Annotated in this window: 21 protein-coding genes and 1 pseudogene; 5 read left to right on the top strand and 17 right to left on the bottom strand. The window is 62.7% G+C overall.

The genetic code is table 11. The annotated features are described in order from the left end of the window. The first annotated feature begins 333 nt into the window (after positions 1–333). Positions 334–1,518 (top strand): alpha/beta fold hydrolase, encoded by a 1,185-nt coding sequence (locus ACFPPB_RS14930; RefSeq protein WP_377328474.1) that lies wholly within the window; start codon positions 334–336, stop codon positions 1,516–1,518. Positions 1,519–1,685: 167 nt separating this feature from the next. On the opposite strand, the gene ACFPPB_RS14925 is transcribed toward ACFPPB_RS14930, so the two are convergent. Further along, positions 1,686–4,211, bottom strand: coding sequence for a zinc-dependent metalloprotease (locus ACFPPB_RS14925; protein ID WP_377328472.1), 2,526 nt, complete (start codon positions 4,209–4,211; stop codon positions 1,686–1,688). Between the two features lie 593 nt (positions 4,212–4,804). Between ACFPPB_RS14925 and ACFPPB_RS14920 the strand changes: the two genes are divergently transcribed. Both ACFPPB_RS14920 and ACFPPB_RS14915 read left to right on the top strand, forming a co-directional pair. Further along, complete coding sequence (locus ACFPPB_RS14920) at positions 4,805–5,317, top strand: PepSY domain-containing protein (RefSeq protein ID WP_377328470.1); 513 nt, start codon at positions 4,805–4,807, stop codon at positions 5,315–5,317. Between the two features lie 405 nt (positions 5,318–5,722). Then, entirely contained in the window at positions 5,723–6,778 is a 1,056-nt protein-coding gene (locus ACFPPB_RS14915; protein WP_377328468.1) for an SDR family oxidoreductase, read from the top strand. Positions 6,779–6,802: 24 nt separating this feature from the next. On the opposite strand, the gene ACFPPB_RS14910 is transcribed toward ACFPPB_RS14915, so the two are convergent. Further along, positions 6,803–7,768 carry an alpha/beta hydrolase gene (locus ACFPPB_RS14910; RefSeq protein WP_377328466.1) on the bottom strand — a complete coding sequence of 322 codons (966 nt, stop codon included), beginning with the start codon at positions 7,766–7,768 and terminating at the stop codon, positions 6,803–6,805. On the opposite strand from ACFPPB_RS14910, the gene bhcC reads away from it, so the two are divergent. Both bhcC and ACFPPB_RS14900 read left to right on the top strand, forming a co-directional pair. Then, complete coding sequence (bhcC, locus tag ACFPPB_RS14905) at positions 7,746–9,131, top strand: 3-hydroxy-D-aspartate aldolase BhcC (RefSeq protein ID WP_377328464.1); 1,386 nt, start codon at positions 7,746–7,748, stop codon at positions 9,129–9,131. The two genes, ACFPPB_RS14910 and bhcC, sit on opposite strands and share 23 nt — an antisense overlap. Positions 9,132–9,183: 52 nt before the next feature. Further along, on the top strand, positions 9,184–10,275 hold the full coding sequence (locus ACFPPB_RS14900; RefSeq protein ID WP_377328462.1) for an alpha/beta hydrolase family protein: 1,092 nt from the start codon (positions 9,184–9,186) through the stop codon (positions 10,273–10,275). Between the two features lie 119 nt (positions 10,276–10,394). On the opposite strand, the gene ACFPPB_RS14895 is transcribed toward ACFPPB_RS14900, so the two are convergent. From ACFPPB_RS14895 to ACFPPB_RS14825, 15 genes and pseudogenes are all read right to left on the bottom strand, one after another. After that, on the bottom strand, positions 10,395–11,627 hold the full coding sequence (locus tag ACFPPB_RS14895; protein ID WP_377328460.1) for an ABC transporter permease: 1,233 nt from the start codon (positions 11,625–11,627) through the stop codon (positions 10,395–10,397). A gap of 1 nt (position 11,628) precedes the next feature. Then, complete coding sequence (locus tag ACFPPB_RS14890) at positions 11,629–12,927, bottom strand: ABC transporter permease (RefSeq protein ID WP_377328458.1); 1,299 nt, start codon at positions 12,925–12,927, stop codon at positions 11,629–11,631. A 100-nt stretch (positions 12,928–13,027) separates the two neighbouring features. Continuing rightward, a complete protein-coding gene (locus ACFPPB_RS14885; RefSeq protein ID WP_377328456.1) occupies positions 13,028–13,768 on the bottom strand; it encodes a LytR/AlgR family response regulator transcription factor in 741 nt (246 codons plus the stop codon). Further along, positions 13,765–14,880 (bottom strand): sensor histidine kinase, encoded by a 1,116-nt coding sequence (locus ACFPPB_RS14880; RefSeq protein WP_377328454.1) that lies wholly within the window; start codon positions 14,878–14,880, stop codon positions 13,765–13,767. Before ACFPPB_RS14880 ends, ACFPPB_RS14885 begins: the two co-directional genes overlap by 4 nt. Before the next feature lie 448 nt (positions 14,881–15,328). Further along, positions 15,329–15,838 carry a DUF4199 domain-containing protein gene (locus ACFPPB_RS14875; protein WP_377328452.1) on the bottom strand — a complete coding sequence of 170 codons (510 nt, stop codon included), beginning with the start codon at positions 15,836–15,838 and terminating at the stop codon, positions 15,329–15,331. A 136-nt stretch (positions 15,839–15,974) separates the two neighbouring features. Continuing rightward, on the bottom strand, positions 15,975–16,388 hold the full coding sequence (locus tag ACFPPB_RS14870) for a response regulator transcription factor (protein ID WP_377328450.1): 414 nt from the start codon (positions 16,386–16,388) through the stop codon (positions 15,975–15,977). A 458-nt stretch (positions 16,389–16,846) separates the two neighbouring features. Further along, on the bottom strand, positions 16,847–17,347 hold the full coding sequence (locus ACFPPB_RS14865) for a nuclear transport factor 2-like protein (RefSeq protein ID WP_377328448.1): 501 nt from the start codon (positions 17,345–17,347) through the stop codon (positions 16,847–16,849). A 74-nt stretch (positions 17,348–17,421) separates the two neighbouring features. Continuing rightward, on the bottom strand, positions 17,422–18,003 hold the full coding sequence (locus ACFPPB_RS14860) for a c-type cytochrome (protein WP_377328446.1): 582 nt from the start codon (positions 18,001–18,003) through the stop codon (positions 17,422–17,424). A 285-nt stretch (positions 18,004–18,288) separates the two neighbouring features. Continuing rightward, positions 18,289–18,474 carry a CsbD family protein gene (locus ACFPPB_RS14855; protein ID WP_377328444.1) on the bottom strand — a complete coding sequence of 62 codons (186 nt, stop codon included), beginning with the start codon at positions 18,472–18,474 and terminating at the stop codon, positions 18,289–18,291. 814 nt (positions 18,475–19,288) lie between these two features. Next, a complete protein-coding gene (locus ACFPPB_RS14850; RefSeq protein WP_377328442.1) occupies positions 19,289–20,842 on the bottom strand; it encodes a diguanylate cyclase domain-containing protein in 1,554 nt (517 codons plus the stop codon). 21 nt (positions 20,843–20,863) lie between these two features. Then, positions 20,864–22,351, bottom strand: a complete 1,488-nt coding sequence (locus ACFPPB_RS14845) for an RAD55 family ATPase (RefSeq protein ID WP_377328440.1) — start codon at positions 22,349–22,351, stop codon at positions 20,864–20,866. Next, positions 22,348–22,773, bottom strand: coding sequence for a hypothetical protein (locus ACFPPB_RS14840; protein WP_377328438.1), 426 nt, complete (start codon positions 22,771–22,773; stop codon positions 22,348–22,350). The genes ACFPPB_RS14845 and ACFPPB_RS14840 overlap by 4 nt, the downstream gene beginning before the upstream one ends. After that, positions 22,763–23,275 (bottom strand): catalase family protein, encoded by a 513-nt coding sequence (locus tag ACFPPB_RS14835; protein ID WP_377328436.1) that lies wholly within the window; start codon positions 23,273–23,275, stop codon positions 22,763–22,765. The genes ACFPPB_RS14840 and ACFPPB_RS14835 overlap by 11 nt, the downstream gene beginning before the upstream one ends. A gap of 304 nt (positions 23,276–23,579) precedes the next feature. Further along, a complete protein-coding gene (locus tag ACFPPB_RS14830; RefSeq protein ID WP_377328434.1) occupies positions 23,580–23,738 on the bottom strand; it encodes a DUF3309 family protein in 159 nt (52 codons plus the stop codon). 398 nt (positions 23,739–24,136) lie between these two features. Beyond that, positions 24,137–24,248: pseudogene (locus ACFPPB_RS14825) on the bottom strand (IS1595 family transposase); the annotation flags it as partial.

Below are 24,248 nucleotides of genomic sequence, written 5' to 3'. Positions count from 1 at the left end.
TGGCGGCAAACCGAGGCGCAACTCAGGCCGGAATACAGCCGATAGCGAAACCCCTGCCTTCACCCGCTCGGATAGTCCGGCGCCCGCCGGCGTGCATCGGCCGGACGTCCGCCGACCTGTCCGCGGACGCTGGCGCATATACGCTGCCCGTCATCGAGCTCTTGAATCGACTGGCCTCAGCCGCGAATCCCTCGCTGGCACATAACTTGCTGAAGCCGGATACAACGGCGCCGTGTTCGCTTGCTTGCATCGGCTGCCGTCACTCCCGCTTTCGCCGGGTTCGCCCGGTACAGCGGATCACCAGATATCCGTACCAGGAGAGTTTCGTTGGCCATGTTCCGCACCTATCTTCTTTTCCTGCTGGCCGTGGTCGTGGGAACGGCCTCCACCAGTGCCTCTTCAGCCACGGCACCCGCGGCTGCAGCCAGCGTGGCGACCGCACCGGCTCAGGCCAAATCGCCCCTGATGTCGCGTGACGAGGTCGTCCGCATCCTCGCAAACAATCGCAAGATCGTCTCACCCCATGGCATCGAGGAGATGGTCAAGGTCCGTATCGGGGGCGTCGACCAATGGCTGTCGATTCGCGGCAATGATCGGCGCAACCCGATCCTGTTGTTCCTGCACGGGGGCCCGGCTTCCCCGGCCATGCCGGAGGCCTATACGTTCCAGACGCCCTGGGAGGATTACTTCACCGTGGTGCAGTGGGACCAGCGCGGCGCCGGCAAGACCTATGCGGCCAACTCGGAGCAGGCGATGGCACCGGGCATGACCGTCGACGGCATGACGAACGATGCCGCAGAAGTGGTGCAGTACCTGCGCCAGCGCTATGGCAAGCGGAAAATATTCCTGCTGGGACATTCCTGGGGCACCGTGCTGGGCGTGCATCTGGCCCAGCTGCATCCGGACTGGTTCTACGCGTATATCTCGGTGGGCCAGGTCGTCAATGGACGCCACAACGAAGAGGCCGGTTACGCCTTTGCCCTCCGCCAGGCGATCGCGCAAGGCAACGCACAGGCGGTGCGCGAACTGAAAGCCATGGCGCCCTACCCGGGTCCGAAGCTGACCCTCGATAACATCGGCACGCGCAGCAAATGGGAGATGTACTACGGCGGCCTCGCCTATGGCCGTCAGGATTACCAGTTCGAAGACGATGCCGAATCGCTGTCGCCCGACTACAGCAAGGCAGACCTCGCCGCGATCGGCAAGGGCAGCCTGTTTTCGCTGAATCACCTGCTGCAACCGCTGCTGGCTGTCGACTTCGACCACACCACGCATTTCGACTGCCCGGTGATCGTGTTCGTGGGCCAGCACGACTACACCACGGCGCACGAGCTGACCGAAAAGTGGTTCGGCGACATACATGCGCCGTCGAAGCGACTGGTGATGTTTGCCGACTCGGCCCACATGATCATGCAAGAACAGCCGGGCCGGTTCCTGATGCATCTGGTGACCGACGCGTTGCCGTTGGCACAGAAAGCAGACGACGCAGCGCCTGCGGAAGTCACGCGCGATCGATAACGCGGCACGGCGGCATCGGGATGTCCACGACCATCCCGATGCCGGAATCCGCTTTCCGCATGTCCGCCATCGGCCGAGGGCGAATGTTGCGGCCGGAGCACCCGTCGGGCACGCAGGGAATGTCTGCTCGATGGCGCGAGGTGCCGGCGATGTAGATTCGGCGAGGATCAGTCGTCTGCGGGCATCGTCATCCAGTCGCCCTCACCGCCGATCGGGGCGCCTGGCGGCACGTCCACAGTTCTCGGGCGCTTGGCCAACAGCTGGTCGAGCTGCTGCGGATCGAGCAGCTGGCGCGACAGGCTGGCGCCCCAGGCGCGATCGGCGGCGCTGCCCTGGCGCCGCCCGAGAGCGAGGGCCGTCTCGTGCACACGCTGGTCCAGCATGGCGGCCACGCCCGGTGTGGTCTTGGGGTTGTGCGCCACCTGGGCCAGGGTGATCAGGGTGCGGTAGGCGATCCGTCGCGTCAGCGCATCGGTGCGCTCGGGAAGCGTTGCCGCCAGCAGGCGGTCAAGCAGTTCGTCGACGCCGAGCGCTCCTGGATCGGCGGCATGCTGGGCATCCAGCCGCGCCAGCCGCGGGGGCGCCAGCAAGGTATTCAGGGTCAGCTCCGCGGCGCTGTCGGCAGCCACCTGCGGATCGAAGACGCTGCCGTCGGATCCGGCGAACAATTCGATCCGATACTGCCGGTTGGGGCTGCCGTTGCGCGCCGCCGACAGCAGCGGCAACAGCGACGCGGGCACGCGCAACTGCTCGGGCGACAAGGTACCCAGCACGGCATCGAGTGCGGCGCGCTGAGCGTGTGGCGGTACCGGCGCCGACGATTCGCGGCCGCCACCGTTGACGGCATAGCTCAGATCCACCCCACCGATGGCCTTGGCCGCGGCAACCATCTGGTAGCGGTGCAGCAGCCAAATCGGCACGAAGCGCCGGGGTAGATCGGCCATCGGTTCGCCAGGCGCCAGCGCGGCCAGGCCGAAGTGGTCGATCGCGGCGCGACGCACACCCATCAGCCGCACCAGTTCGGTCGTCGGGTCGGCGCCGTCATCCCACAGCGATGCCCAGGGTTGCGCGGTATCGTCGGCGCGGGCGTTTTCGTCCGACACGTAGCGCAATCCCGACGCCATCACGGCGCTGGCCGTGGCTTCGGCAGCCGCTTGCGGATCCTGGCCCGGTGCCGGTTCGCCGTAGAGCCAGTGCACCGTGGCCATGTCCCAGCGGCCGATGCCGGTCGCGTAGGCGCCAGTGAGGTCGGGACGGCCATCGACCAGTCTTATCCGTGGCGGCGGATAATCCATTACCGAGGCACGCCCCTGGGTACTGGCGGCAAAGTTGTGCGCGAAGCCCAGCGCATGCCCCACCTCGTGCGCGCCGAGCTGGCGCAAGCGCTCCAATGCCACCTGCACGGGATCGTTGGGGCCGCCTTTACCGACCTTGTCGGCACCTACCAGCCCCTCGAAAATCTGGATGTCCTGGCGCACCCGCAGCGATCCGATCACCACCATGCCCTTGACGATCTCGCCGGTACGCGGATCGACGATTTCCTGCCCGTACGACCAGCCACGGGTGGCGCGATCCACCCAGTTGACGACGTTGTAGCGCACGTCCATCGGGTCGACACCGGCGGGCAGCAGCTTCACCTGGAAGGCGTCGACGTAGCCTGCCGCATCGAACGCCTTGCCCCACCAGCCGATGCCCTCGATCAGCGCGGAACGGATCGGCTCGGGCGCGTTGCTGTCGACGTAGAAAACGATAGGCTTGCGCACCCTCGAGCGGGCAGCGCCGGGGTCGATCTTCTCCAGTCGGAAGCGATTCGCATAGTCGCGCACCACGTCGCTGCCCAGCGGCTGGCCGAAATCCACCACCTGGGTGGCGAAGCCGCCGATGCGCGGATCGAAGCGGCGCGGATGGAAGCCCGGCCCCGGCAGACGAACGAAACTGTGATGCACGGTGAAACTGACCTGCTGCACGCCCGGCGCGATGTTGGCGACCTCGGCACCCGGCGACGTCGAGGCGTAGGTCTGCACGGCGTCGATTTCCAGATTGTCCGGAAACAGCTTCACCGACGCCGGATCGGCGGCGCTCAACTTCGCGTCGAGCGTGAATCCGTTGCCCTTGCCTGCGCCCAGCGCGCCGCCCACCCCGAAAGTGTCCTCGCGCTGATCCAGCGATTTGGCGATACCCAGCGTATCGGTGGTAAGAAAGCCGGACAGGTCCACCACCATCCGGCCATCGGGCATGGTGCCAGCGATGTCGCCCATCCATACAATCGACGTCACGAAGTCCGGGCTCGCCGCGTCGCCGGCACGGGCGGAGCGGAAGCGCGGATTCTCGAACACGGCGGCAATCTTCTTGCCGTAGCGCCTGAACGCGATCACCTGCGTCGTGCCGACCCTGCCGCGGTCGAGAAACGTGGGTGCGGCGCCGAGCCCGGTGCGCAATGCCGTGGCGTAGAGAAAACGCGCCGAAACACCGTCGGCCTGCGCGGCCGGCAAGGTGACGAGGATGCGCCCATCGTGCTGGTCCACGTGCACCGGCAGAAGACCGTCCATCGCCGCCGTGTGCTGAAAGACTTTTGCCGCCGTCTCCGCGGGACCGGCCGTGTTTTTCTGTGCGGCGTACAGTTGGGGCGTGCCGCCAAGCAGTGCGATGGCCAGCAGCGATGCGGCCAAGGACTTGCCGAAAAATCCATACATGGGTGAGCCTCTAGCGGTTAAGGCAAAACGCGGAAACCGTCGAAAGAGAGCAGGCAGCAAAAACCGGCTACCGCATAGCCTTCGTCGCAGTGATTACAAAAGACTTCGGTGCGCACGGGGGATGCGGGCGATCGACGGCCCGTCCAGCGGCGCATATTCCCCGTCCCTTTCTAGCAAATATCTCGGGGTGACGCATCTGGAAGATTGGCCAAGGCCAAGCACATGCGCGGCGGGCACAGTTGCAGTTTGCAACTCGAGGGGCGAGTGAGTGAGTTTGGGATCGTCGCTTTCGCAAGGAACCGGCGTTTCGACGTGCCATTGAATTGCCGCAACGGACTCAGTCCTGTCGATGTTTTTTCCGCCGACTCCGATGGAACCGTCCGGGTTACAGACTGAACGCTGTTTCGGCCTGCTTGTACCCCGTTCCTTCTTCACCCGAAAGTCACGCGGGCTTTCACGCCATCGTCCTGAATGTGGTGCTCCCATAGTGGGTGTACGAGTCGGCGCCGAGTGTCATCCGCAGACTCGTACTTCGGATCGTCGCCTGCGCAAGCTGGCCTCACTGATTCGTTTCATCACCCAAGGAGTTCCCCATGATCAAGCGCTTGCTTCCCCTGTTGATTGGACTGTCGGTTTGCGGCGCCGCCCTCGCACAGGACACGCCCGCCACCGCCCGGTCGTCGGGCGGTACCGTTACCATGCATCACACCACCACGACGGTGACCACATGGTCGGTCCGGCCGCCTACCGGCGGATCGACCGAGGAAGCCGTCAAAACCGCGATCGCCAACGCCGGCTACAAGGAAGTGAAGGGTCTGAAATTCAAGGACGGCGTATGGCGCAGCAAGGCTCGCGGCGGCAACAAGAAGTGGGTCGAACTCGCGGTCGGGCCGGTCAACGGCAAGGTGTATGCGGCCGATGCGCCGTCCAAACTCAACAAGGAAGAAATCAGCGCCAAGCTGGTGACGGCTGGCTACCAGAACGTCAAGGACGTGAAGTTCGATGACGGCCTGTGGGCCGCCGAAGCCAGGACTGCCCATGGCGACGAGGTCGACCTGCTGGTCGATCCGGACGATGGCAGCGTAGTGGCCAAGTCGCGCGATTGATTCGGCGCGTCTGCGATGGTCACAGAAGCCCGGGCAAACCGCTTTTGTGTAGGAGCCCGCTGGCGGGCGATGCCGTTGCTCTGATGTTGGGTACAAAGCAACAGCATCGCCCGCCAGCGGGCTCCTACACCTGCGGAACACAATCGCCGCCACCTCGGTTTCCGACCGGCACGCAGCTAAGTTCGGTTCGCTATGACTCTGACCACTCAAGACCCGGTCATCTTCAACGCAGCCTCGGGCAAGCGTTCGCCCTTAATCTCGATCTTCGACGCTGGCGTTCATTTGAACCTGCTCATGTCGTCCGGTGGACCGATGACGGGTCGGTCTACTGATCAGGTCGTTGCGGCGCATTCCATGGCGGGCTAACGTCACTACCCTCCGTGTATTGAACGATAGGGAATGGCCATGAGCACCGTTCTGGTAACCGGCGGATCAGGCTTCATCGGCGGTCATGCCATCCTGCAGCTTCTGGCTGCGGGCCACCAGGTGCGTACCACGGTGCGCAGTCTGAAGCGCGAAGGCGACGTACGCGCGATGCTGAAGCAAGGCGGCGCCGAGCCGGGCGATCGCCTGTCGTTTGTGGTCGCCGATCTCGAAAGCGACGCCGGATGGCCGCAAGCCGCCGCCGGCTGCGATTACGTGCTGCACATCGCGTCGCCTTTTCCTCCCACCCTCCCCAAACACGAGGACGAGCTGATCGTGCCGGCGCGCGAAGGTGCGCTGCGGGTCTTGCGCGCCGCGCGCGATGCCGGCGTCGGGCGCGTGGTGCTGACTTCCTCGTTCGCGGCGATCGGCTATGGGCAGAAAGTGCAGCCGGCACCGTTCAACGAAACCAACTGGACCGATCCCGCGGGCGAGGACGTGCAGCCCTACGCGAAATCGAAGACCCTGGCCGAGCGCGCAGCCTGGGATTTCATCGCCCGCGAAGGCCGCACCCTCGAACTTTCCGTGGTCAATCCGGTAGGCGTGTTCGGCCCCGTGCTGGGGCCGGACTACTCGACTTCGATTCTGCTGGTGCAGCGGCTGATGGACGGCGCCATGCCCGGTTGCCCGCAGCTCAGCTTCGGTGCCGTCGATGTGCGCGACGTCGCCGACCTGCATATCCGCGCCATGACTCATCCCGCCGCGAAAGGCGAGCGATTCCTCGCCGTGGCCGGCGATTTCCTCTCGATACGCGATATCGCCAAGATATTGAAGAACCGCATGGGCGCATCGGCCAGACGGGTACCGACCCGGCAGTTGCCGAACTGGCTCGTGCGGCTCGCCGCGCTGCGCGACCCGGCGGTCAAGCAGATCCTGCCCGAACTCGGCAAGCCGAAGAACGCCACCAGCGAAAAAGCCCGACGCGTGCTCGGCTGGGCGCCGCGTTCGAGCGAGGAAGCCATCGTCGCCACCGCTGAAAGCCTGTTGGGGCTCGGGCTTCTGAAGGAAAGCGCAAATGGATCGAAGGGCAACGGGTAAACGGAGCCGAGGCAGCCAAGGGACTTAATGACCGCCGTCCCTTTGCTCCGCGGCAGGAATCATCCCGATGGTGCTCATCCATGTTTCGGCCAGGGCTGGCCAGCGTGTGATCGGATTCGACGTCGGCCTCAGCCCGAACGCATGTCCGCCGTGTGCATACAGGTGCATCTCCACCGGCACGCCGGCCTTCTTCAGCGCAGTGAAATAAACCAGGGATTGCTGGACGCCGTCCACGTTGTCGTCTTCTGCCTGCACCAGAAACGTGGGGGGTGTTTCACGGGAGACAGGGACATTCGGGTTCAACTTGCTGTCGTGGTCGACTGCGAGATGCCCCGGATAGATGGGCATCGCGAAATCCGGGCGGGCACTTTCCTTGTCGGCCGCGTCGACGGGTGCATACAGGCGCCGATTGAAGTTCGTGCTGATCTCCGCCGCCAGATAACCACCTGCCGAAAACCCGATGACACCCACCTTGTGCGGATCGATGTGCCATTCCGCGGCGTGATGGCGCACCAGCCGCAGGGTTCTCTGGGCGTCCTGCAACGAAGGCACCGATAGCTGGTAATTGTGCGGACGGCAATCGCACTGCCAGACATAGGGCACACCCGGAACGCGATACTTCAGCAGGACGCAAGTGATGCCCCTGGACGTCAGCCAGTCACAGATTTCGGTGCCTTCGAGGTCGATGGCCAGGATCTGAAAACCCCCGCCCGGAATCACAACAACAGCGGCCCCTGTATTTTTTCCCGTGGGCGCATACACCGTCATCGTCGGCCGGGTCACATTGGTCACTGCAGTCACCGGCTTGCCGGCCAACAACTTGTCGCTCACCGTCGCGGTTTCCGGACCGGGAACTTGTTGCGTACCCGGCGCCGCTCCCGGCCAGATCGGTATTTGTGTATGCCCGGCAGCCGGCTGCCAGACCATCGTCTTGGCAAATGCGCCACCGCATGCAATCAGCAGACACATGGCAACGGCCCATGGCCTCATGATGCTCCTCCGTTTTGGCGCACGCCAAGATTGTGTGATCAAGGCGGCTCATCGGGCCCGGCCTGTCTTCCCGATGTTGCACGCTGGATCGGGCCTGCAGCGGCCGCTTCCATGGATTTCCTCGGGCAAGCCCGTCAATGTCATCATCATCGGAGCCATGACGATCCCGACAAGCCACTTGAGAACTGCGGAGATTCCCGTGAACGCAACGATGGATTTCACCGACTACGAAATCGGCTACCACATCCCCGCCCTGCCGGGCATGGACGAGGCGGATATCCAGACGCCGTGCCTGGTCCTCGACCTCGACGCGCTGGAACGCAACATCGTGAAGATGGGCAACTACGCGCATGAGCACGGCGTGCGCCACCGCAGCCACGGCAAGATGCACAAGTCGGTCGATGTGCAGAAGCTGCAGGAAAGCCTGGGCGGTGCGGTCGGCGTCTGCTGCCAGAAGGTTTCCGAAGCCGAGGCCTTCGCACGTGGTGGCATCAAGGACATCCTCGTGTCGAACCAGGTGCGCGACCCGGACAAGATCGACCGGCTCGCGCGCCTGCCGGGATACGGCGCGCGCATCATCGTCTGCGTCGACGACGTGGCGAACGTGGCCGAACTTTCGGCCGCGGCGCAAAAGCACGGCACAACCATCGAGTGCCTCGTCGAGATCGACTGCGGCGCGGGCCGCTGCGGCGTCGCCACCACCAGCGAAGCGGTCGGGATCGCCAAAGCCATCCATGCCGCGCCAGCCCTGACATTCACCGGCATCCAGGCGTACCAGGGCGCCATGCAACATCTGGAAAGCTACGCGGACCGCAAAGCCAAGCTCGACCACGCCATTGCATTGGTGAAGACCATGGTCGAGGGCCTGCAAGCGGCCGGGCTGACCCCCGAGCTCGTCTCGGGAGGCGGCACGGGCTCGTATTGCTTCGAGTCCAATTCAGGCATCTACAACGAACTGCAATGCGGCAGCTACGCCTTCATGGATGCGGACTACGGGCGCATCAGGGACAAGGACGGCCATCGCATCGACCATGGCGAATGGGAAAACGCACTATTCATCCTGACCTCGGTGATGAGCCACGCAAAACCCGGCCACGCGGTCTGCGACGCAGGCCTCAAGGTGCAGTCGCTAGACAGCGGCCTGCCCGTCATCCACGGCCGCGACGACGTGGAATACATCAGCGCCTCGGACGAACACGGCGTGATCGAGGACATGCGCGGCGTCTTGCGCATCAACGAAAAGCTGAAGCTCGTGCCCGGACATTGCGACCCGACCTGCAACCTGCACGACTGGTACGTCGGCGTGCGCAACGGCAAGGTCGAGGTGGTCTGGCCGGTGTCGGCGCGTGGGAAGTGCTATTGACGCGTGTCGTTGCCGGAGCACATCGCGATAACGCGCCACGTGTCAAGTCGCCATGCAATTCCGTTTCCTTTCGTGGCAGGTAGACCGCATGAATATTCGTTCACGCCGTGCCTTGGCGAGTCGCGTGCTCGTTTCGCTGCTGCTCCTCGCACCGGTCGCCGCCATCGCCCAGGCCGCGACCGGGGTTGGATTCCAGGCGATCGCGATTCACGACCCCGTCAACGCAGGCACGACGCCCGGCTACGTGTTCTATCCGTCCGCGCAAGCTTCGAAGATCACCTGGCACGGACCTTACGAATTGCATGCCACAGCCGACGCACCGCCGATCCCCGGCGCCAAGCCGCTGGTGGTGATCTCGCACGGCCACGGCGGGTCGGACCTCGGCCATCACGATCTCGCGGTTTACCTGGCGAGCCACGGCTTCATGGTGGCGACGCTGGAACACCCCAAGGACAATTTCCACGACACGAGCGGCGTCGGCACCGCCGCCGTACTGGACGGCCGGCCGATCCAGGTGAAGGCGGCCATCAACGAGCTGTTGAACGATCCGCGCTGGAAGACGCTGATCGATCCGAACCGGATCGGCGTCGCCGGCTTTTCCGCCGGCGGCTACGCGGCGCTGGTGGTTGTCGGTGCGGTACCACATTTCAATCTCTTCACAGGCTATTGCAAACGACATCCCCAAGACCCGGACTGCGGGCTGCTGCAGAAGCTCCAATCCGAAGGGACCGCGACAGCGGCCCTCGCCGCACTGCAGGCAAGCGTCGACCGCTGGGGCAAGCCCGATGATCCACGCGTGAAAGCCGCCTTCGTCATGGCGCCGCTGAGCCTGGTTTTCGACAAGGTCAGTCTTTCCCGCGTCGATCGCCCGGTGTTTCTCTATTACGGTCAGGACGATCGAGTGCTGCTGCCACAGGAAAACGTTCTGCACATCGCTCCCCTGATCAAGACGCTCGCCGGCATCGAGAGGATTCCCAAGGCGGGGCATTACGTGTTTCTCTCGCCCTGCTCGTCCCAACTCAGCAGGGTCGCACCGGACATTTGCAAGGATCCGCCGGGCGTCGATCGCGTCACGGCGCACCGGAAGATCAACGCCGACGCACTGGCGTTCTTCCGCAAGACGCTGGGCGTCGCTGCACACTGAGCGTGCGTGCTCGTCGACCGTCATCGAGGCCGCAAGGCGGCGCACGGCCAGGACCGGGCGGTCGTCACCTCTGTCGGGTCGCCGGGTAGCGGACGTCGAAAGCTCATGCCAACGGCATATCAAACGCTCCTCGTCGCCACGACCGGCGGCACGGCGGCGGCGCGCAGCGCCGGCCCCAGCACGGCGAGCTGGCCGATCAACCACAGCGCGATCGCGCCGATCGGGAAATAGATCGCCGGCAGTCGCGGCAATTCATAATGCAGCATCAGGAGCAGGTTGATGCCGTAGGCCAGCACTATGCCGAGCGCGATGCCGATCGTGGCCAGCAGGAAGTTCTCGGTCTGGAAGTAATGCAGGATGTTGCCGCGGGTGGCACCGAGTGCGCGGCGCACGCCGATGGTACGGCGGCGCTGCCCCACCCAGAAGCTGGCCAGTCCGGCAATACCCAGCGCGGTGACGATCAGCAGCGCCGCGATAACTCCAACCAGCATGCCGGCCATGGCCCGGTCGCCCTGGAAATACTCATGGCGTAGTTCGTCATAGGTGCGCTGCTCCAGCACGATGCGACTGGGATCGAGGCGCTTGAGCGCAGCCATAGCGGTTTTCAGCACCTGCTCGCGATCCCCCGGGGCGGTGCGGATCACGTAGCTTCCGCCCTCCGTCGCGGTCAGGCGTATCGGAAACACGACGCTGTACTGGGCACCCATCTGCAAATTGTCCGGCCGTGCCAGTGGTGCGCTCACGCCGACCACCTGCAACGGTATGTCGTCGCCAACGTAGATCGTCTTCCCCAGCGCACTCTGGCCTGGCCACAGGCGCTCGGCGACCGCCTGGGCGACGATCACGCTGTGCGGCAGATTTTTCATATCGCCGCTGTGCAGCGCAGGCATTACGGCTTTCAGATCGAGCAGCTCATCGGGCTGAAAATCGCGCCCCGAAATCAGCCGTACACCCAGCGTCGCCAGCAGGTTCTGGCCGTAGTAGCTCGCCGCCTCGAGCGAGTTCTGCCGCTGATGAGGGCGCAGCTTGAGGCCGCTGGTAGACATGTCGTAACCACTGAGCGGTAGCTGGTTTGCCAGGGCCACCGCCTGCGCCCCGGCGACCTGCCGCAATGTCGTCAGATCGGTTTGCGCTTGCGCGTAGGCATCCGGTCGATCGCCGATGTACGCAAACTTGATCTGCAGCAGCTCGTGCTCGGCGATGCCGCTGGGAATGTCCATCTGCTGCAGGCGTTGATGGATCAGAAACACCGCGTTGCACACGATGGCGCAGGTCAGCGCAATCTGCAGGATCAACAGCGATGCGGTGATCTTGTGCCGGCGCAGGGTGGCGAGAATCGGTCGGATATCCATGTCAATGGCTCTTCAGTTGCAGGCCGGGAGTGATGTGGCTGGCGCGCCAGGCCGGCAGCGCGCCTGCCAGCAGACTGGCAACCACCGCCAGCACGAGCGTCATCACCAGCATCGCGCCATCCAGATGCGCCAGCGGCGCGTAATCCGCCGGCTGTCGTCGCACCAGCCACAGCCCGAGGTACGCCAGGAGCAGGCCGCCAAGGCCACCCGCAAGCCCGATCACGCCGGACTCCACCAGCAACTGCATGAACAGCGCACGCCGCGATGTGCCTAGTGCACGGCGCACACCCAGTTCGGCGGAGCGGCGCAGGAACTTGGCCAGCATCAGGCCTATCGTATTGACCAGACACACAAGCAGGAAGCCCAGCGCCAGCCAGGTCTGCAACCGCACATCGCCGGGCACGACCTGCTCGTAGCCCAACCACTGCATCAGATTGCGCAGGCGTACGTTGGGCGGACGCAGAAAGCGGCCCAGCGACTTTTGCTCCTGCGAGTAATGGATCAAAAACTGCCGGTACGCGGCGGCCTGGGTCGGCGTGTCCAGCTGCACCCAGAACTGCAACCACACGCAAGGCGCTGTGGGAGTGGCGTCGGCACCGCCATTGCCCCAACAGTCGGCGCCGCCGAGATGCGCCAGATGCAGATCCTGCGAGGTGGACAACGGCAGGTAGACGCCTTCGTCCCTGCCGTAGCTCTTCACGTGGAGGTCATAGAAGTGAGGATTCGGCCGCCAGTCGCCCAGCACGCCGATGATACGCAGCGCATGACCCTCCACGCGCAGCATGCGTCCACTGCTGTCGCAACCACCGAACAGCTTGTCATTCAGCTTGCTGCTGATCACGACCACGGCTGCCCTGGCCGCGTCCTCGGGCGCGCCCCAGGCATGGCCGTACCGGAACGGCACGCCGAACATGGGAAAGAAATCGGCCGTGGTGTAGCGCGCGGTCTCGTAAAATGGATCAAGCGCGGACTGTGCCGGCTGGATGGCCACCGAAACGCCTGTCATCAGCGCCTGGCGATCTGCCCGCTTCGCCTGCAACAGGTTCGTGCCGTCGATCCAGGTGACCTGATCTAGCGGCTCGCCCTGGGGTTGGTAATCACCCATGTCGCGCGGATCGATCTGCGGCGCATACAACATGCTGCTTCTGTCCGGCAACGGATCGCCCGATAGCACATGCAGTACGGTCAGCGTGGTCATGCTGGCACCTATGCCCAGCGCGATCGCCAGCACTATCAGTGTTGTGAGCGCCTTGTTGCGCCGGAGGCTGCGCATGGCAAGGTCAAAGTAGTAGCCGAACATTCCTTTCCCCATTCATTCACACAAGCAGGAGCTTGATCCGCAGGCAACCAGCCGACAGCAGATTTGGGGTGAGTGGAGACGTCGGTGTGGTGAGTAGGAACTACTGCCCCATGCGAGCGAATATCGCTTCGCGATACCGTCGACTGAGCCGGAGAACGCGGCCGTTGTGTAGATGGATTTCGTAGTCGCCCTTGAAGAGGGGAGTGAGCGATCCGATAGAACCGAGGTTCACCGCTGTCGACTTGTGGATCCGCACGAAGCGCTGCTCCCCCAGCTGAGACAGCAGGTCCTGCAGTGTCCTGCGTAGCAGGTACGTGCGCGAAGCAGTATGCACGCGGACGTAGTTGTCGTCGGCTTGGAGCCATTCGACGGATGCCGCATCGATCAGTTGCAACCGTTCGCCGTCCGGCACGAGCAAGCGCTCGCAAGAAGGCGTCCGTGCTCGTCCAATCGCTACCGCTATCGCGCCGGACTCATGGGCATGCAGCCGTTCCCGGACGCGCTGCACGGTACGCGTGAAGCGATCCAGGTCGTAAGGCTTGAGCAGATAGTCGACCGCATTGAGATCGAACGCCTTCACCGCATGCTCGTCAAAGGCGGTCACGAACACGATCAGCGGCGCGCTCGCTGGCTCGAGCTGCGCTGCGACCTGGAGTCCCGACAAGGTCGGCATCTGGACATCGAGAAAGGCCACGTCCGGGCGGAGCCGTTCGATGCACTGCGCCGCGGACAATCCGTCCTCGGCCGATCCGACCGCGGTCATATCCGGTTGTTCGGCCACCCAGCGTTCGAGCTTCTCGCGGGCCGGTGCCTCGTCGTCGGCGATCACGGCGCGGATCATTGAATGGTGTCCATCAGCGGTATCAAGACGCGCGCGGCAACGCCGTCGCCCTCGTTGCGGACCAGCAGGGATGCCGTATGGCCATAGATGATGCCGAGCCGCTCCCGGCAGTTGCGAAATCCCACTCCGTCACGGTGCTGCGACGCGAGCATGGAGCCCGAGTTGCCAATGACGATTTCCAGTGAGCCACTTTCGCGCCGGACACTGACAATCATGAACACGTGCGCCGCCGTAGGCTCGACGCCGTGCTTGAACGCATTCTCAAGCAAGGGCTGCAGCAATAGCGCCGGAACGGGGATGTCGAGCAGAGCCTGATCGATCTGCCAGTCCAGCGTCACGCGATCCCGGAACCGCTCAAGCATGATGTTCGCATACAGCTCGAGCGTGCGCAGTTCTTCAGCGAGCGGCGTCATCTCATGCTCATTGGACCGAAGGCTGATACGCAGCAGATCTCCAAGCGCCGCCACCAAACGGTCGGCTCGCGCCACGTCCGTATGCATCAGGGCTGAGACAGTGTTGAGTGCGTTGAACAGGAAATGCGGCCGCAGTTGGCCTTGAAGCTGTGCAAGCTGCGCTTCGGCCAGCGCTTTCTGCGTTTGCAACAAACGGCGCCACTGGAGTTGCCACTGCCCATAGGAATCGATACCAAACAGGATCCCGAGCCACAGTCCCGCGAAATACGTCAGCTTGAGGCTCTCATACACAACGACGAAACCCCAGCCTGGGTGCTCGTAGGTGCGACCCACAGCGGCGTAGACGCCATGTCGTATCGTGTAAACCGCCGTAATCCAGGTGATGAAGACCAATGGCAACCAGCGCAGGTAGCTACCGAACCAGATCAAGAGCTTGTCCAGATACCGCGCATGGCGCCCGCGAACCCGGACGGCAAGCCACATCCATCCTGTCGAGACCAGAGCCGAACTCCCCTCCGACAGGACGGGCTCCCACCACCGCGTGAGCGGATCACGAAACTGATCCTCGAAGGAAACACCGATCATGAGCAGCCAGAATGCTGCCCACAACACCCACAACGTGGCCAAGGTCTTTTGAGGAAACGTCGCGCTGTAGTCGGTGTGGACACCTGCCGGCAGTGGGCGAGATAACGCGTTCATGGTGATCGAGTGTAGCCGCGCCTGCGGCGACGGACATTGTCTATGTGGCAAGCGGGACCTAAGAGGGGCAAGGCGGCCATGGTCAGGGCATTGAAAGTCGCTTTGTCGGCACCTTGATGGCGCAGTCTCCTTTTCCCTTTTCTAAGGATGGTCTGAATAAGTCCACTGCGGTCTGGAGAAGGGCGCCTCCTGTGGGAGCGACTTCAGTCGCGATCGCGTAGCAGTGCGCTGCGCCGCCTGATTGTGCATCGAGCCGCTGCAACGCCGGGATGCTGCAGGCCGCTGCCGCGGCCATCGCGACTGAAGTCGCTCCCACAATCTCGGCGACGAGCAGAAGCTTGTTCAGACGTTCCCTGAAGTTGGTGGCTGCTTTGGGGTCGCGGATAAAAACTGCATTTTTTGAAACTCACGCAGCACGCCACCCACCTCACCTGCGGTCGTAAACGCGTCAAGCCCGCCGCGCGGGCAAGAAGCGGCTGTTTCGCAGCAGTCCCGCCGAGACCAGCGACACCAGCACGCCGACCGGGAAGATCTCCGCGAACGCCATCGGCAGGCGGTACATCGGATTCGCATACTTGACCTTGAACGCCGCCATGTCGGCAGTCAGCTTCGCCAGCGCATCGGCGCTCGCGCCCTTCGCCTTCTCGCTCGCGATGATCGCGTTCGCATAGGAGGTGGCAAAATTCATGTGCGTCATCGCCTGCACTGCTTCCCACGCGATCACGTAGAAGATCCCGGCGATGAAGCTGACGCCCAGCCCGACCCCGAGCGCCGGCCAGAACCCGATCACCCCGCCCCGATCCACGTCGCGGTGCCGCTTGATCCCCACGAACACCGCGCTCAGTGCGATCAGCATGGTCGTGTAACCGATCACCATGCCGTATTTCATCGGCGGCATCCCGGAGAACGCGACGAAGGTGACGATCTCGAAACCGCCGACGACCAGGCCGGCGATCACGCCGTATTTCAGGATGGTGCGCAACATGGTGTGACTCCTCGAGCGGTGGATTGAGCCGGCATTGACCGCGATCCTGCCCCATCCGGCAATCGCCCGAACGGGTGATTTCGGCGTGTTCACCCCGAATAATCCGCTCTCAGGGCACGATCCCCAGCTCGCGCGCCCGGCGGATCGCCTCGGTGCGCCGCTTCGCGCCCAGCTTCCCGAACACTCGCGCCACGCGCGTCTTGACCGTGTTCGGCGAAACGTGGAGGTGCGCCGCGATCTCCTTGTTGGTCTGGCCGGCTGCCAGTTCGTGCAGCACCTCCAACTCCCGCCCGCTCAGGCCCAGTTCCGCCTGCGCCTTCGGATTGCCATCAAAGGCGGCCGGCGCCGGCGCGGCGAACACCCGCACGCCGAGGACGATGCCGAGCACCAGGAAGGCGGCCGCGACCAGGAACAGGTAGATGTCGCCCGAATGCATCCACGCCAGCCGTTGGTAGTCGAGCCACTGCAGGGCGAGCGTTCCCGCTGCCAGCAGCGCCCCGTAGCCGACCACCCGCTCCCACATCCCCGTCTCCGCTCGCCCTGTACGAGATCATCTTGGCGCTGGGACGGGGACGGCAAGAAAAGGGCCACTTGGTTCGACAACGGGCGGCCTCGGTCCAGCCGCGGTGCCAGGTTCACTTCCGAGATACGTATAACTGACCCCGATTCCACAGAAGCTGACCAGCTTCGTCAGTGAAACTGCGCTCGGCTGGGGGCCAGGCGGCCATCATCGTCATCGCGTTGCCCATTTCCGACATCGAGCCCGACCACCACCGTCAGTGGAACTGGCCAGGCTCGCAAGCAGCGGGAGTCGACCGGCCGACTTCGGCCACTTCCGGGCAGTCGCTGAGCGAGTTTCATAGGAAGAAAGCCGCCATGGCCGCACGGGTTAGGCTCCTGGCACGACTACGACTTGAGCTGTAGTCCGTTCGCGGCGCCCCATCCTCGCCGTCACGCCCCATGCGATCGTAGGGAGCAAGCCTAGATCTTCCCGGGAATACGTTGGGCTGGATCATAGAAGAACGTCTCTTCCGCGATGCGTTCACCGTCCCAGCGCTGGTACGCGAGTTCTTCCATGTGTGTGACCGTGCCGTCGGCCCAATCGAAGTGGAAAATCCAGCGAATGACCACGTTGTCTCCGTTGACGAAGACAGGACGTACACACTTCGACCAGACTGACTTTGCCCGAGCCATGACCTTGTGTTCGTTGGTCACATGCGCATCTCGTCCGATCCTCGGAGGCGACTGGTTCTCCTGCATCGTAGAGTTTGCGGTGTAGAACTCCTCGCAAGCTTCCGCGTGAGCGTTCTCTTCAACACGCGCGATGAATCGCTCAAGTGTTTCGGCTGTGGGCATTTGCTTCTTCCGCTTGAAGATTGAGGGACTGAGGCCTAACGAGGTTGCCATCCGTTGCCGGCGCAAACCCACCAACTTCAATGCATCCAAAACGACCACGTGCCATGCTTCAAAAAAACCGACCATGGACTACGGGCTTGCTCAGCGGCAACCGAAGTGGAGCAAGTGGGCTATTCCAGAGCGAGCGTAAACGCACTGGCCTATTGCTTTGACTGTGCTGGCTGCTCTGGCATTGGCGCGGCGTTAGGTAGAGTGTCTAGCGGCCAATTCCGGACTTGCTGCCACGTCTGTTCTGCATCGGGCGGCAGCTTGTCCATATGCTTCAGAAATAGAGCAATCGTCCATATCTGCTGGTCTCTGAGTGAGTAACCGAACGATGGCATACCTGTCAGACGGATCCCGTGCTTGATCTTCCAGAAAGAGACGCCCTCGGGATCATCCTCCACGCCATCGGTCGCGAATTGTGGCGGCTTTTGATAAAGACCTTTCGCTAGCGGCGATGGCGATGCCGCGCCCTGCGCTGAACCATGGCAAACCGCACAATTCTGAGCGAACAGCTTGACGCCATCGAGGAGATTCTGGTCCGTCAGCGCGACCGGGTTGGGGCCTTTGGGAGCGTTGCGAAGCAACGTGGCATTCAACGACGTACTCGCCATCCATGTTTCCAGTCGGCCTGGTTGCGCATCGGCATTGGCTGGCACAAGCCCACTTTGGATCAGCAGGTACGCGCCGACCAGTGCAATCGCAAACGTCAAGGCGACTCCGATCAAGATGCGTTTCATGATTCCTCCTTATTCAGCGATCGAGGTCTTTAAATGACAGGCCGGTGCGATGCTGCGAGGTTCGCAGCCGGTCCTTCAACGACGACAATAACCGGTACCGTATTGCCAAGATCCGGATTGGTCGGTTGCGCGGAGGTATATCCGCCGCCGGTCACACGCTCGTCGCGTCTATCATCCTCGCCAATACCATCCAGCGCGCTCGGCACGACGAGCCGATTGAAGGGCCATAGGAACATGAAGGCCGATCAAAGTGTGATCGACCTTCATATCGAGTGCAAAACGCGATCAGTGCTTTTTGCTCTCGCCACGCGCGTGATCCATCGCTTTTCCCACGTCCTTCTGCATCGCGCCAATGTTCTTTTCGACACTACCAGCGGCTTCCTTGGCCTTGTTACCCGTGACTTTGCCAACCACCTCCTTGATCGCGCCTTTGATTTCGTGCTTCGTACCTTCAGTTCTGTTCTTGTCCATGATTCGATCCTGCCTCTCATCTCGCGAACGTGCGATGTCAGACCTATAGTCCGTCATTCGTCTCGAACCCGTGAAGCGCAAGGGTGGAGGGTTGTCTACCATTTGCTAAATGAGCGATACGCAAGGTACCGAGGCAGATGCCTCTCGAATGGAATCGCACTTGTAGTGCTGCGGGTGACGCCAATTTCCTGGATCCACAGTGACGTCCAACGCAAAAAAAACCGCCCATGGGGGAGGCGGTGGATGCAAAAAAACATGAGTCATGCAAACGGCCGGCGTCCTCAGTCCTTGACGAGGTAGAGAGGCTACCTTCGCCGGCCGATGTCAGTTGTCTCACTTGGGGAGTGATGATCGCGTCAGCGCCAAGCATTCTTCGGGATTGCCTTGGATAACGCGGCTTCTTGGCCTGTTTGGACAGGAGTCCAACAAGCTGGAACATCGTGCTGGTGTTGCGAAGCTCTCCTCAGATCAACCTCGCCGACCATAACGTGCTTCCTTCGAAATTCCTCTTGTCGGCCAGGAGTGCCGCTGGTCAGACATGGAATGCGCAACGATGCGCAGCTCCCACGAAAGAATCTACGAAATCGACAGCCATCCTGCGCCGGCGATGGTGCCATCCGACCTGGGATTTCCTGCGGCGAACCTCGCTTGCAACCACGGGCAGCTGCGTCTGCGAGGCGCAACAGACAGTTCATACGAGTAGATTTCGATGGGCCCGTCGGAAAGTCCGGCAGAGCATCACTTCAGGTAGTTTGACGAGGTTTTCGCACAGGCACCTGGACGGCTGTTTACGACTTGACTGATCAGAGCATCGTCAGGTCGCATCTGGCCCGGCAAGCGGCAGTGTCACTATGAAGTCGCTGCCGCAACCCCGGCCGGCGCTGTGGACAACCACGCTGCCACCGTGCGCCTGCACCAGATCACGCACCACTGCAAGGCCAATCCCCAGTCCTCCGTTGGAGTGCGGCAGCGCACGGGCATCCTGCACAAACAGGTCGAATATCGTCGGCAGAACCTCAGCAGAAATACCGATACCGTTATCGCGCACGGTGATCACGGCGCTGTTGTTCAGCAACAGCAGCTCAAGTGCTATCTCGCCTTTCTCCGGCGTGTATTTGCAGGCGTTGTCCAGCAGGTTGCTGAAGACCTGCGCCAGTCGCACCGGATCACCGACCATGCGAATCGGCTCGGACCCTACGCGCATGCTGAAATACTGCTGGCGAAACTCCATGCCCGGCCGACAGGAAGCCTCTACCTGGTTGAGGACATCGCGCAAATCGATGTCAGTGCACTCGATTCGCAACTTGCCGGCACTCAGGCGCGAGCCGTCGAGCAGGTCATCGATCAATCGGGTCATGTAGCTGACCTGGTCATCGATGATCACCTGAAGCCGCTCGATCGGAATTTCGCCGGCGTTGCCACAGTTGGTCAGTAGGTCGGCGGCGATGCGCAGCGGAGTTAGCGGATTGCGCAATTCATGTGCCACGATCGCCATGTGCTTCAACTGCTGATGGTGCGCCTCGGTCGCATGCGCCTCGGATTCTTGCGCTTTCAATGCGGACAGCACCAGTTGCGTGTTGACCTCGCGCAGATCCTGCGGCGTCGGACTTTGCTCCTGGGACCAGGCCTCCCGGCGGCGCTTGAAATCGCCGAACCCGGCGCGCTTGTGCCGGTACATGGCGGCATCGGCGCGATTGATAAGGGTAACTGCGTCCTCACCATCCTCCGGGTAGATGCTGATGCCCAGACTGGCCGAAAGCTTCAATATCCGGCCGCCCACGCTGACAGGCACGCTGAGCGCCGTCAGCATGTCGGCGGCGATCCGACCTGCATCGGCGGGGGCCGAGATCTCCGGCAGCAGCACCAGAAACTCATCGCCACCATAACGGCACACGGTATCTGATTCACGCAGCACCGATTGCAACGCGTGGGCCGCGATTTGCAGCACCTCGTCACCGCCAGCATGCCCTAGGCTGTCGTTGATAGGCTTGAAATGGTCGAGATCAACAAACACCAGCGCCAGGTGCCGCTCGTCGCGTCGGGCCATCAGCAGGGCACGCTCCAGCCGGTCCAGCATGAAAGCACGGTTGAGCGTACCGGTTACCACATCGCGCTGGAAGGCCATGGTCAAGGTAGCCAGATCGGCAACGGCCGAGGCGGCGATGTCGTCAGCATGCATTGCAGCCAGCACCAATTCCCGGTTGGCCTCCTGCAACTGGGTCGCATGGCTCTCATTGAGATGACGCCGCGCGTGAGAGAGCTTTCGCCGCAGTTCCGTCAGTTCATGACGCAGGCGTCCTGCCTCCTTTTCAAGCAGCAACAGCGCGCGCTTCGCGGCAGCCTCGGTAGGGTTGGGCTGGTCGGTCATGGCGACGCACTGGCGCGGCGATCAACCATCGTCGGAATCGCTTCGCTGTTGGAGTCCAAGCTGGCTACGCGTGGGACTGCTACCCAGCAGGCCTTCATAGTTAGTCAGCATCTGGTCGATCTTGATGCCGTCGTCATCGATGTGGAACAAGCGCAGTTCGGTCGAGTGGATGCTCGCGCGGATCTTGAGCACCGCCATCATGCGCTGCAGCCGGCTTTCCACCTCGATGTAGCGCTGCACGATGATGGCGTCGGTGAGGAAGGCCGTGCCGTAGGGGCTGAAGCGCAGTTCAGTGTAGCGGTCCTCCAGCTCCGAGGTCATAAGCACGGTGACTCCCGTGCCGGCCAACGCTGACACCATCCGCGCCAGTGCTTCGCGGAAGTCCTCACGGAAAGTGGGCGCCAGCGAAAGTTCAAAACCCGACAGCGAGTCAATCACCACGCGGCTGGCGTTGAGCCGCTTTACCTCGGCGACGAGCACTACGGCGACCTCATCCACCGACAGGCCGGGAGCGCTGGTGTCGATCACGCCGATACGACCGCCTTCGATCAATTTGGCCAGGTGCTGGCCACGCGATCGCGTGGCACGCTGCTCGAAGGCGGCAATCACGCCGGTCTCGCCCCGGTTGGCACCCTCGGCCAGAAACGCCGCCGCCAGGATGCTTTTGCCCGAGCCGGAAGGTCCAGCCACCAGTAGTGAGTAGCCGCGCGGCAAGCCACCACCCATCATCGCATCGAGTCCGGGCACGCCCAGGGACAACCGCTCGGTGATCGACGGATTCGAAATATTCGCCGATGCATCGACCGCCGGCAGTGGCGCAAACACCTGCAGGCCGGCCGCACTGATGCGGAACGTATGCAAGCCGGGCAGCGTGGGCTGGCCGCGCATCTTTACGATGTCGAGCTTGCGCACCATCGAATTGCGCTGAACGCTCTGGCGCAACCAGATCAGTCCGTCGGCCACGGTGAACACCGGGCTGGGATCGCTGTCGCTGAAGTACTCGCCGATGAGAAAGGTGCTCGCTTGCCAGCTGGTCATCAGCATGCCCAGCTGCTGCACGAACTGCTGCAGGCTGATGAAGCCGCTGCCCTCGCCCTGCCCGGCCAGGATCACCGAGCGGAACGAATCGACGAACACCAGGCCGGGCCCGCGCGCCTCGACCTCGGCGACGATCCGCGCCAGTACCCGGGCCAGGTCGCCCGTGGCGGTGTCCTCGGCGAGGTTGATGAAGTGGATCGCGTGATTGACCTTCTCATTGTCGAAAAAGTCGAACTGCTGCTGGTAACGCAGCATCTTCAGCGGCGGCTCGCCCAGCACGGTGAAGTACAGTGCCGGACGTGTTGGCGTGGCCAGCGCAAACATCATCTGGTGCGCGAGAGTGGTCTTCCCGCAACCGGGCGGTCCGGCAATGACATTGAACGAGAACTCGGGCAGCCCACCGCCAAGCACCTCGTCCAGTCCGGGCACGCCCGTGCGCAGCCGGTTAATGGTGGCTTTGGCAGTGGTCATAGTATTTTTTCCTGCGCGGCATCGCCGCTCGAGGTGATTTCCCATACGGGACGCAGCAGTCGCGAGGTGAGCGATGCGCCAATCAGGGTGATCAGTACTTCTTGGAAGTTCTGCAGCAGCGCGGCATTTACTGCGGCCGCTTCGGTGCTGTCCTGTTGCGCCAACACCGTCTGTAACACCGCCAGGCCGCCGGATGCTAACGCGCGCTCGTCGACGACCTGCAGGCAGGGGTGCGCGATGCGGGTGAGATAAATACTGCGCCTGAACAGCGCGCCGACGCCGGACTGGCCAATGATCGGCGCCAAGGCCTCTCCCACGTCGTCCCAGATCGAGACGGCTATTTCCGCGATCCGAGCGGCATCGGCGCTCTCGGCGGCGAGGCGCGCAAACATCGGCTGGACCCCTTGCACTTCAGCTTGCATCGGTGATTCGTGAGGTTCCGCAATGCACGGACCCAGGTACTTTACACCCTTCGCAGTGGCAGCGATTCGTCTGGGCAAACGATGTAAAAAACTGACCCTTTGATTTCACCTCGTAGGCCGCCTTGCGGGCGCGCGCGAGGGTTCCCAGCGGCTGGTTCCCACACCGTGCATGCCGCGGACTGAACGCCATGCCGCCATCGCTCGCTGCCGAGCACACTTCGGACCACGCGGATTGCTCTGCAACAATGATTCTTGCCACGGCGATGTAGGGTCTCCTGTCCTGCGACCATTCCACCGAGGCATCCTCGATCGGCATGCTGGTCAGGTCGGTGCACAGCGGCACGCGCGGCCTCCCACTCGCCACCGCGCTCCGCGAAAAGGTCGTCTCGTTGATCGTCCGCAGGACTTCGAGCAGTGCGTCGATGGTCTGGGTATCGCCGTCTTCGAGCTTTTCTAACGAGGAATCGTGGTGCAGCGGCGAAGCTGACATCGGGCTGGACATTGTCGGACTCCTTAGGTCGGTACCCAGAAGGACACCGGCAAGGTCAAGGCTGGGTGTGCGTCCGCTGCAATGCCAGCACCCCTCCACCCAGTGAAAGGGTGCTGGCATTGCGGGCTTCCACGGAAGCGACGCGGTTGCTATGACGGCGATACGGACGTGTTCCCTGGCGAACCGCTGCGGGGTGGCTGCACTCCCTGGTGCGTGGTACTCGGGCAGACACCTATCCCAAGCATGACGACAACAGAAGCGAGAAAGAAAAGGAACGCGATCCAGCGACTACGCTTCCGAGGCATCGATGTGCGCTTCAAATAATATGGAACACCAGCAGTACGATGATGATAACGAGAATGAGGCCGAGGCCGCCGGTCGGGCGGTAACCCCATGAACGGCTATAACCCCACGTCGGGAGCGCGCCGATCAACAGCAAAATGAGCACAATGATCAACAGCAGTGAAAGAGACATGACGGCGTCCTCGTCGTTAGATGCGACGAGCCCTAGGCAAGGTTCGTAATAGATAAATCTTCGTGCGGAATTTCAGGCCTACGCGCGAACAATCCACGGTAACAGTCCCCCAGTGGACGAACTGTCAATAAAAACCCAGTTATTCAATCACCGCGTGCTCACGGGGATCTGACATGGCCGGCATGTGCAATGGGTGGATCGCATCCATGTGCCGTCCCAAGCTCTCCGGGCAAAAGCAGTGATCTCGCTGATGCACGAGCAGCCAGAAAGTACAGACTGAAACCGACCGGCGCTAAAAAGTCGTCTTTGTTCACGCGTACAGGCAACACCGCTTCTTCACGCGTGTTGGCAGCAACATCTTCGATGCATCGTTCCATATAGCGTCCTGATTCCCCACATCACGCATCCAACGTTGCGAGCCGATAACTCAGCGGCGGCGTCCGCGCGGCAGCGACGATGAGCCGCGGCACCAGGGCGGCCAAGTCGAAGCGACGATTGAAGCGGTAACAG

Source organism: Rhodanobacter terrae (genome assembly GCF_042657005.1).
In the GTDB taxonomy this organism is placed as follows: Bacteria; Pseudomonadota; Gammaproteobacteria; order Xanthomonadales; family Rhodanobacteraceae; genus Rhodanobacter; species Rhodanobacter terrae.
The sequence above is the reverse complement of the archived record's forward strand: the minus strand, read 5'-3'. Positions and strand labels throughout refer to the sequence as shown.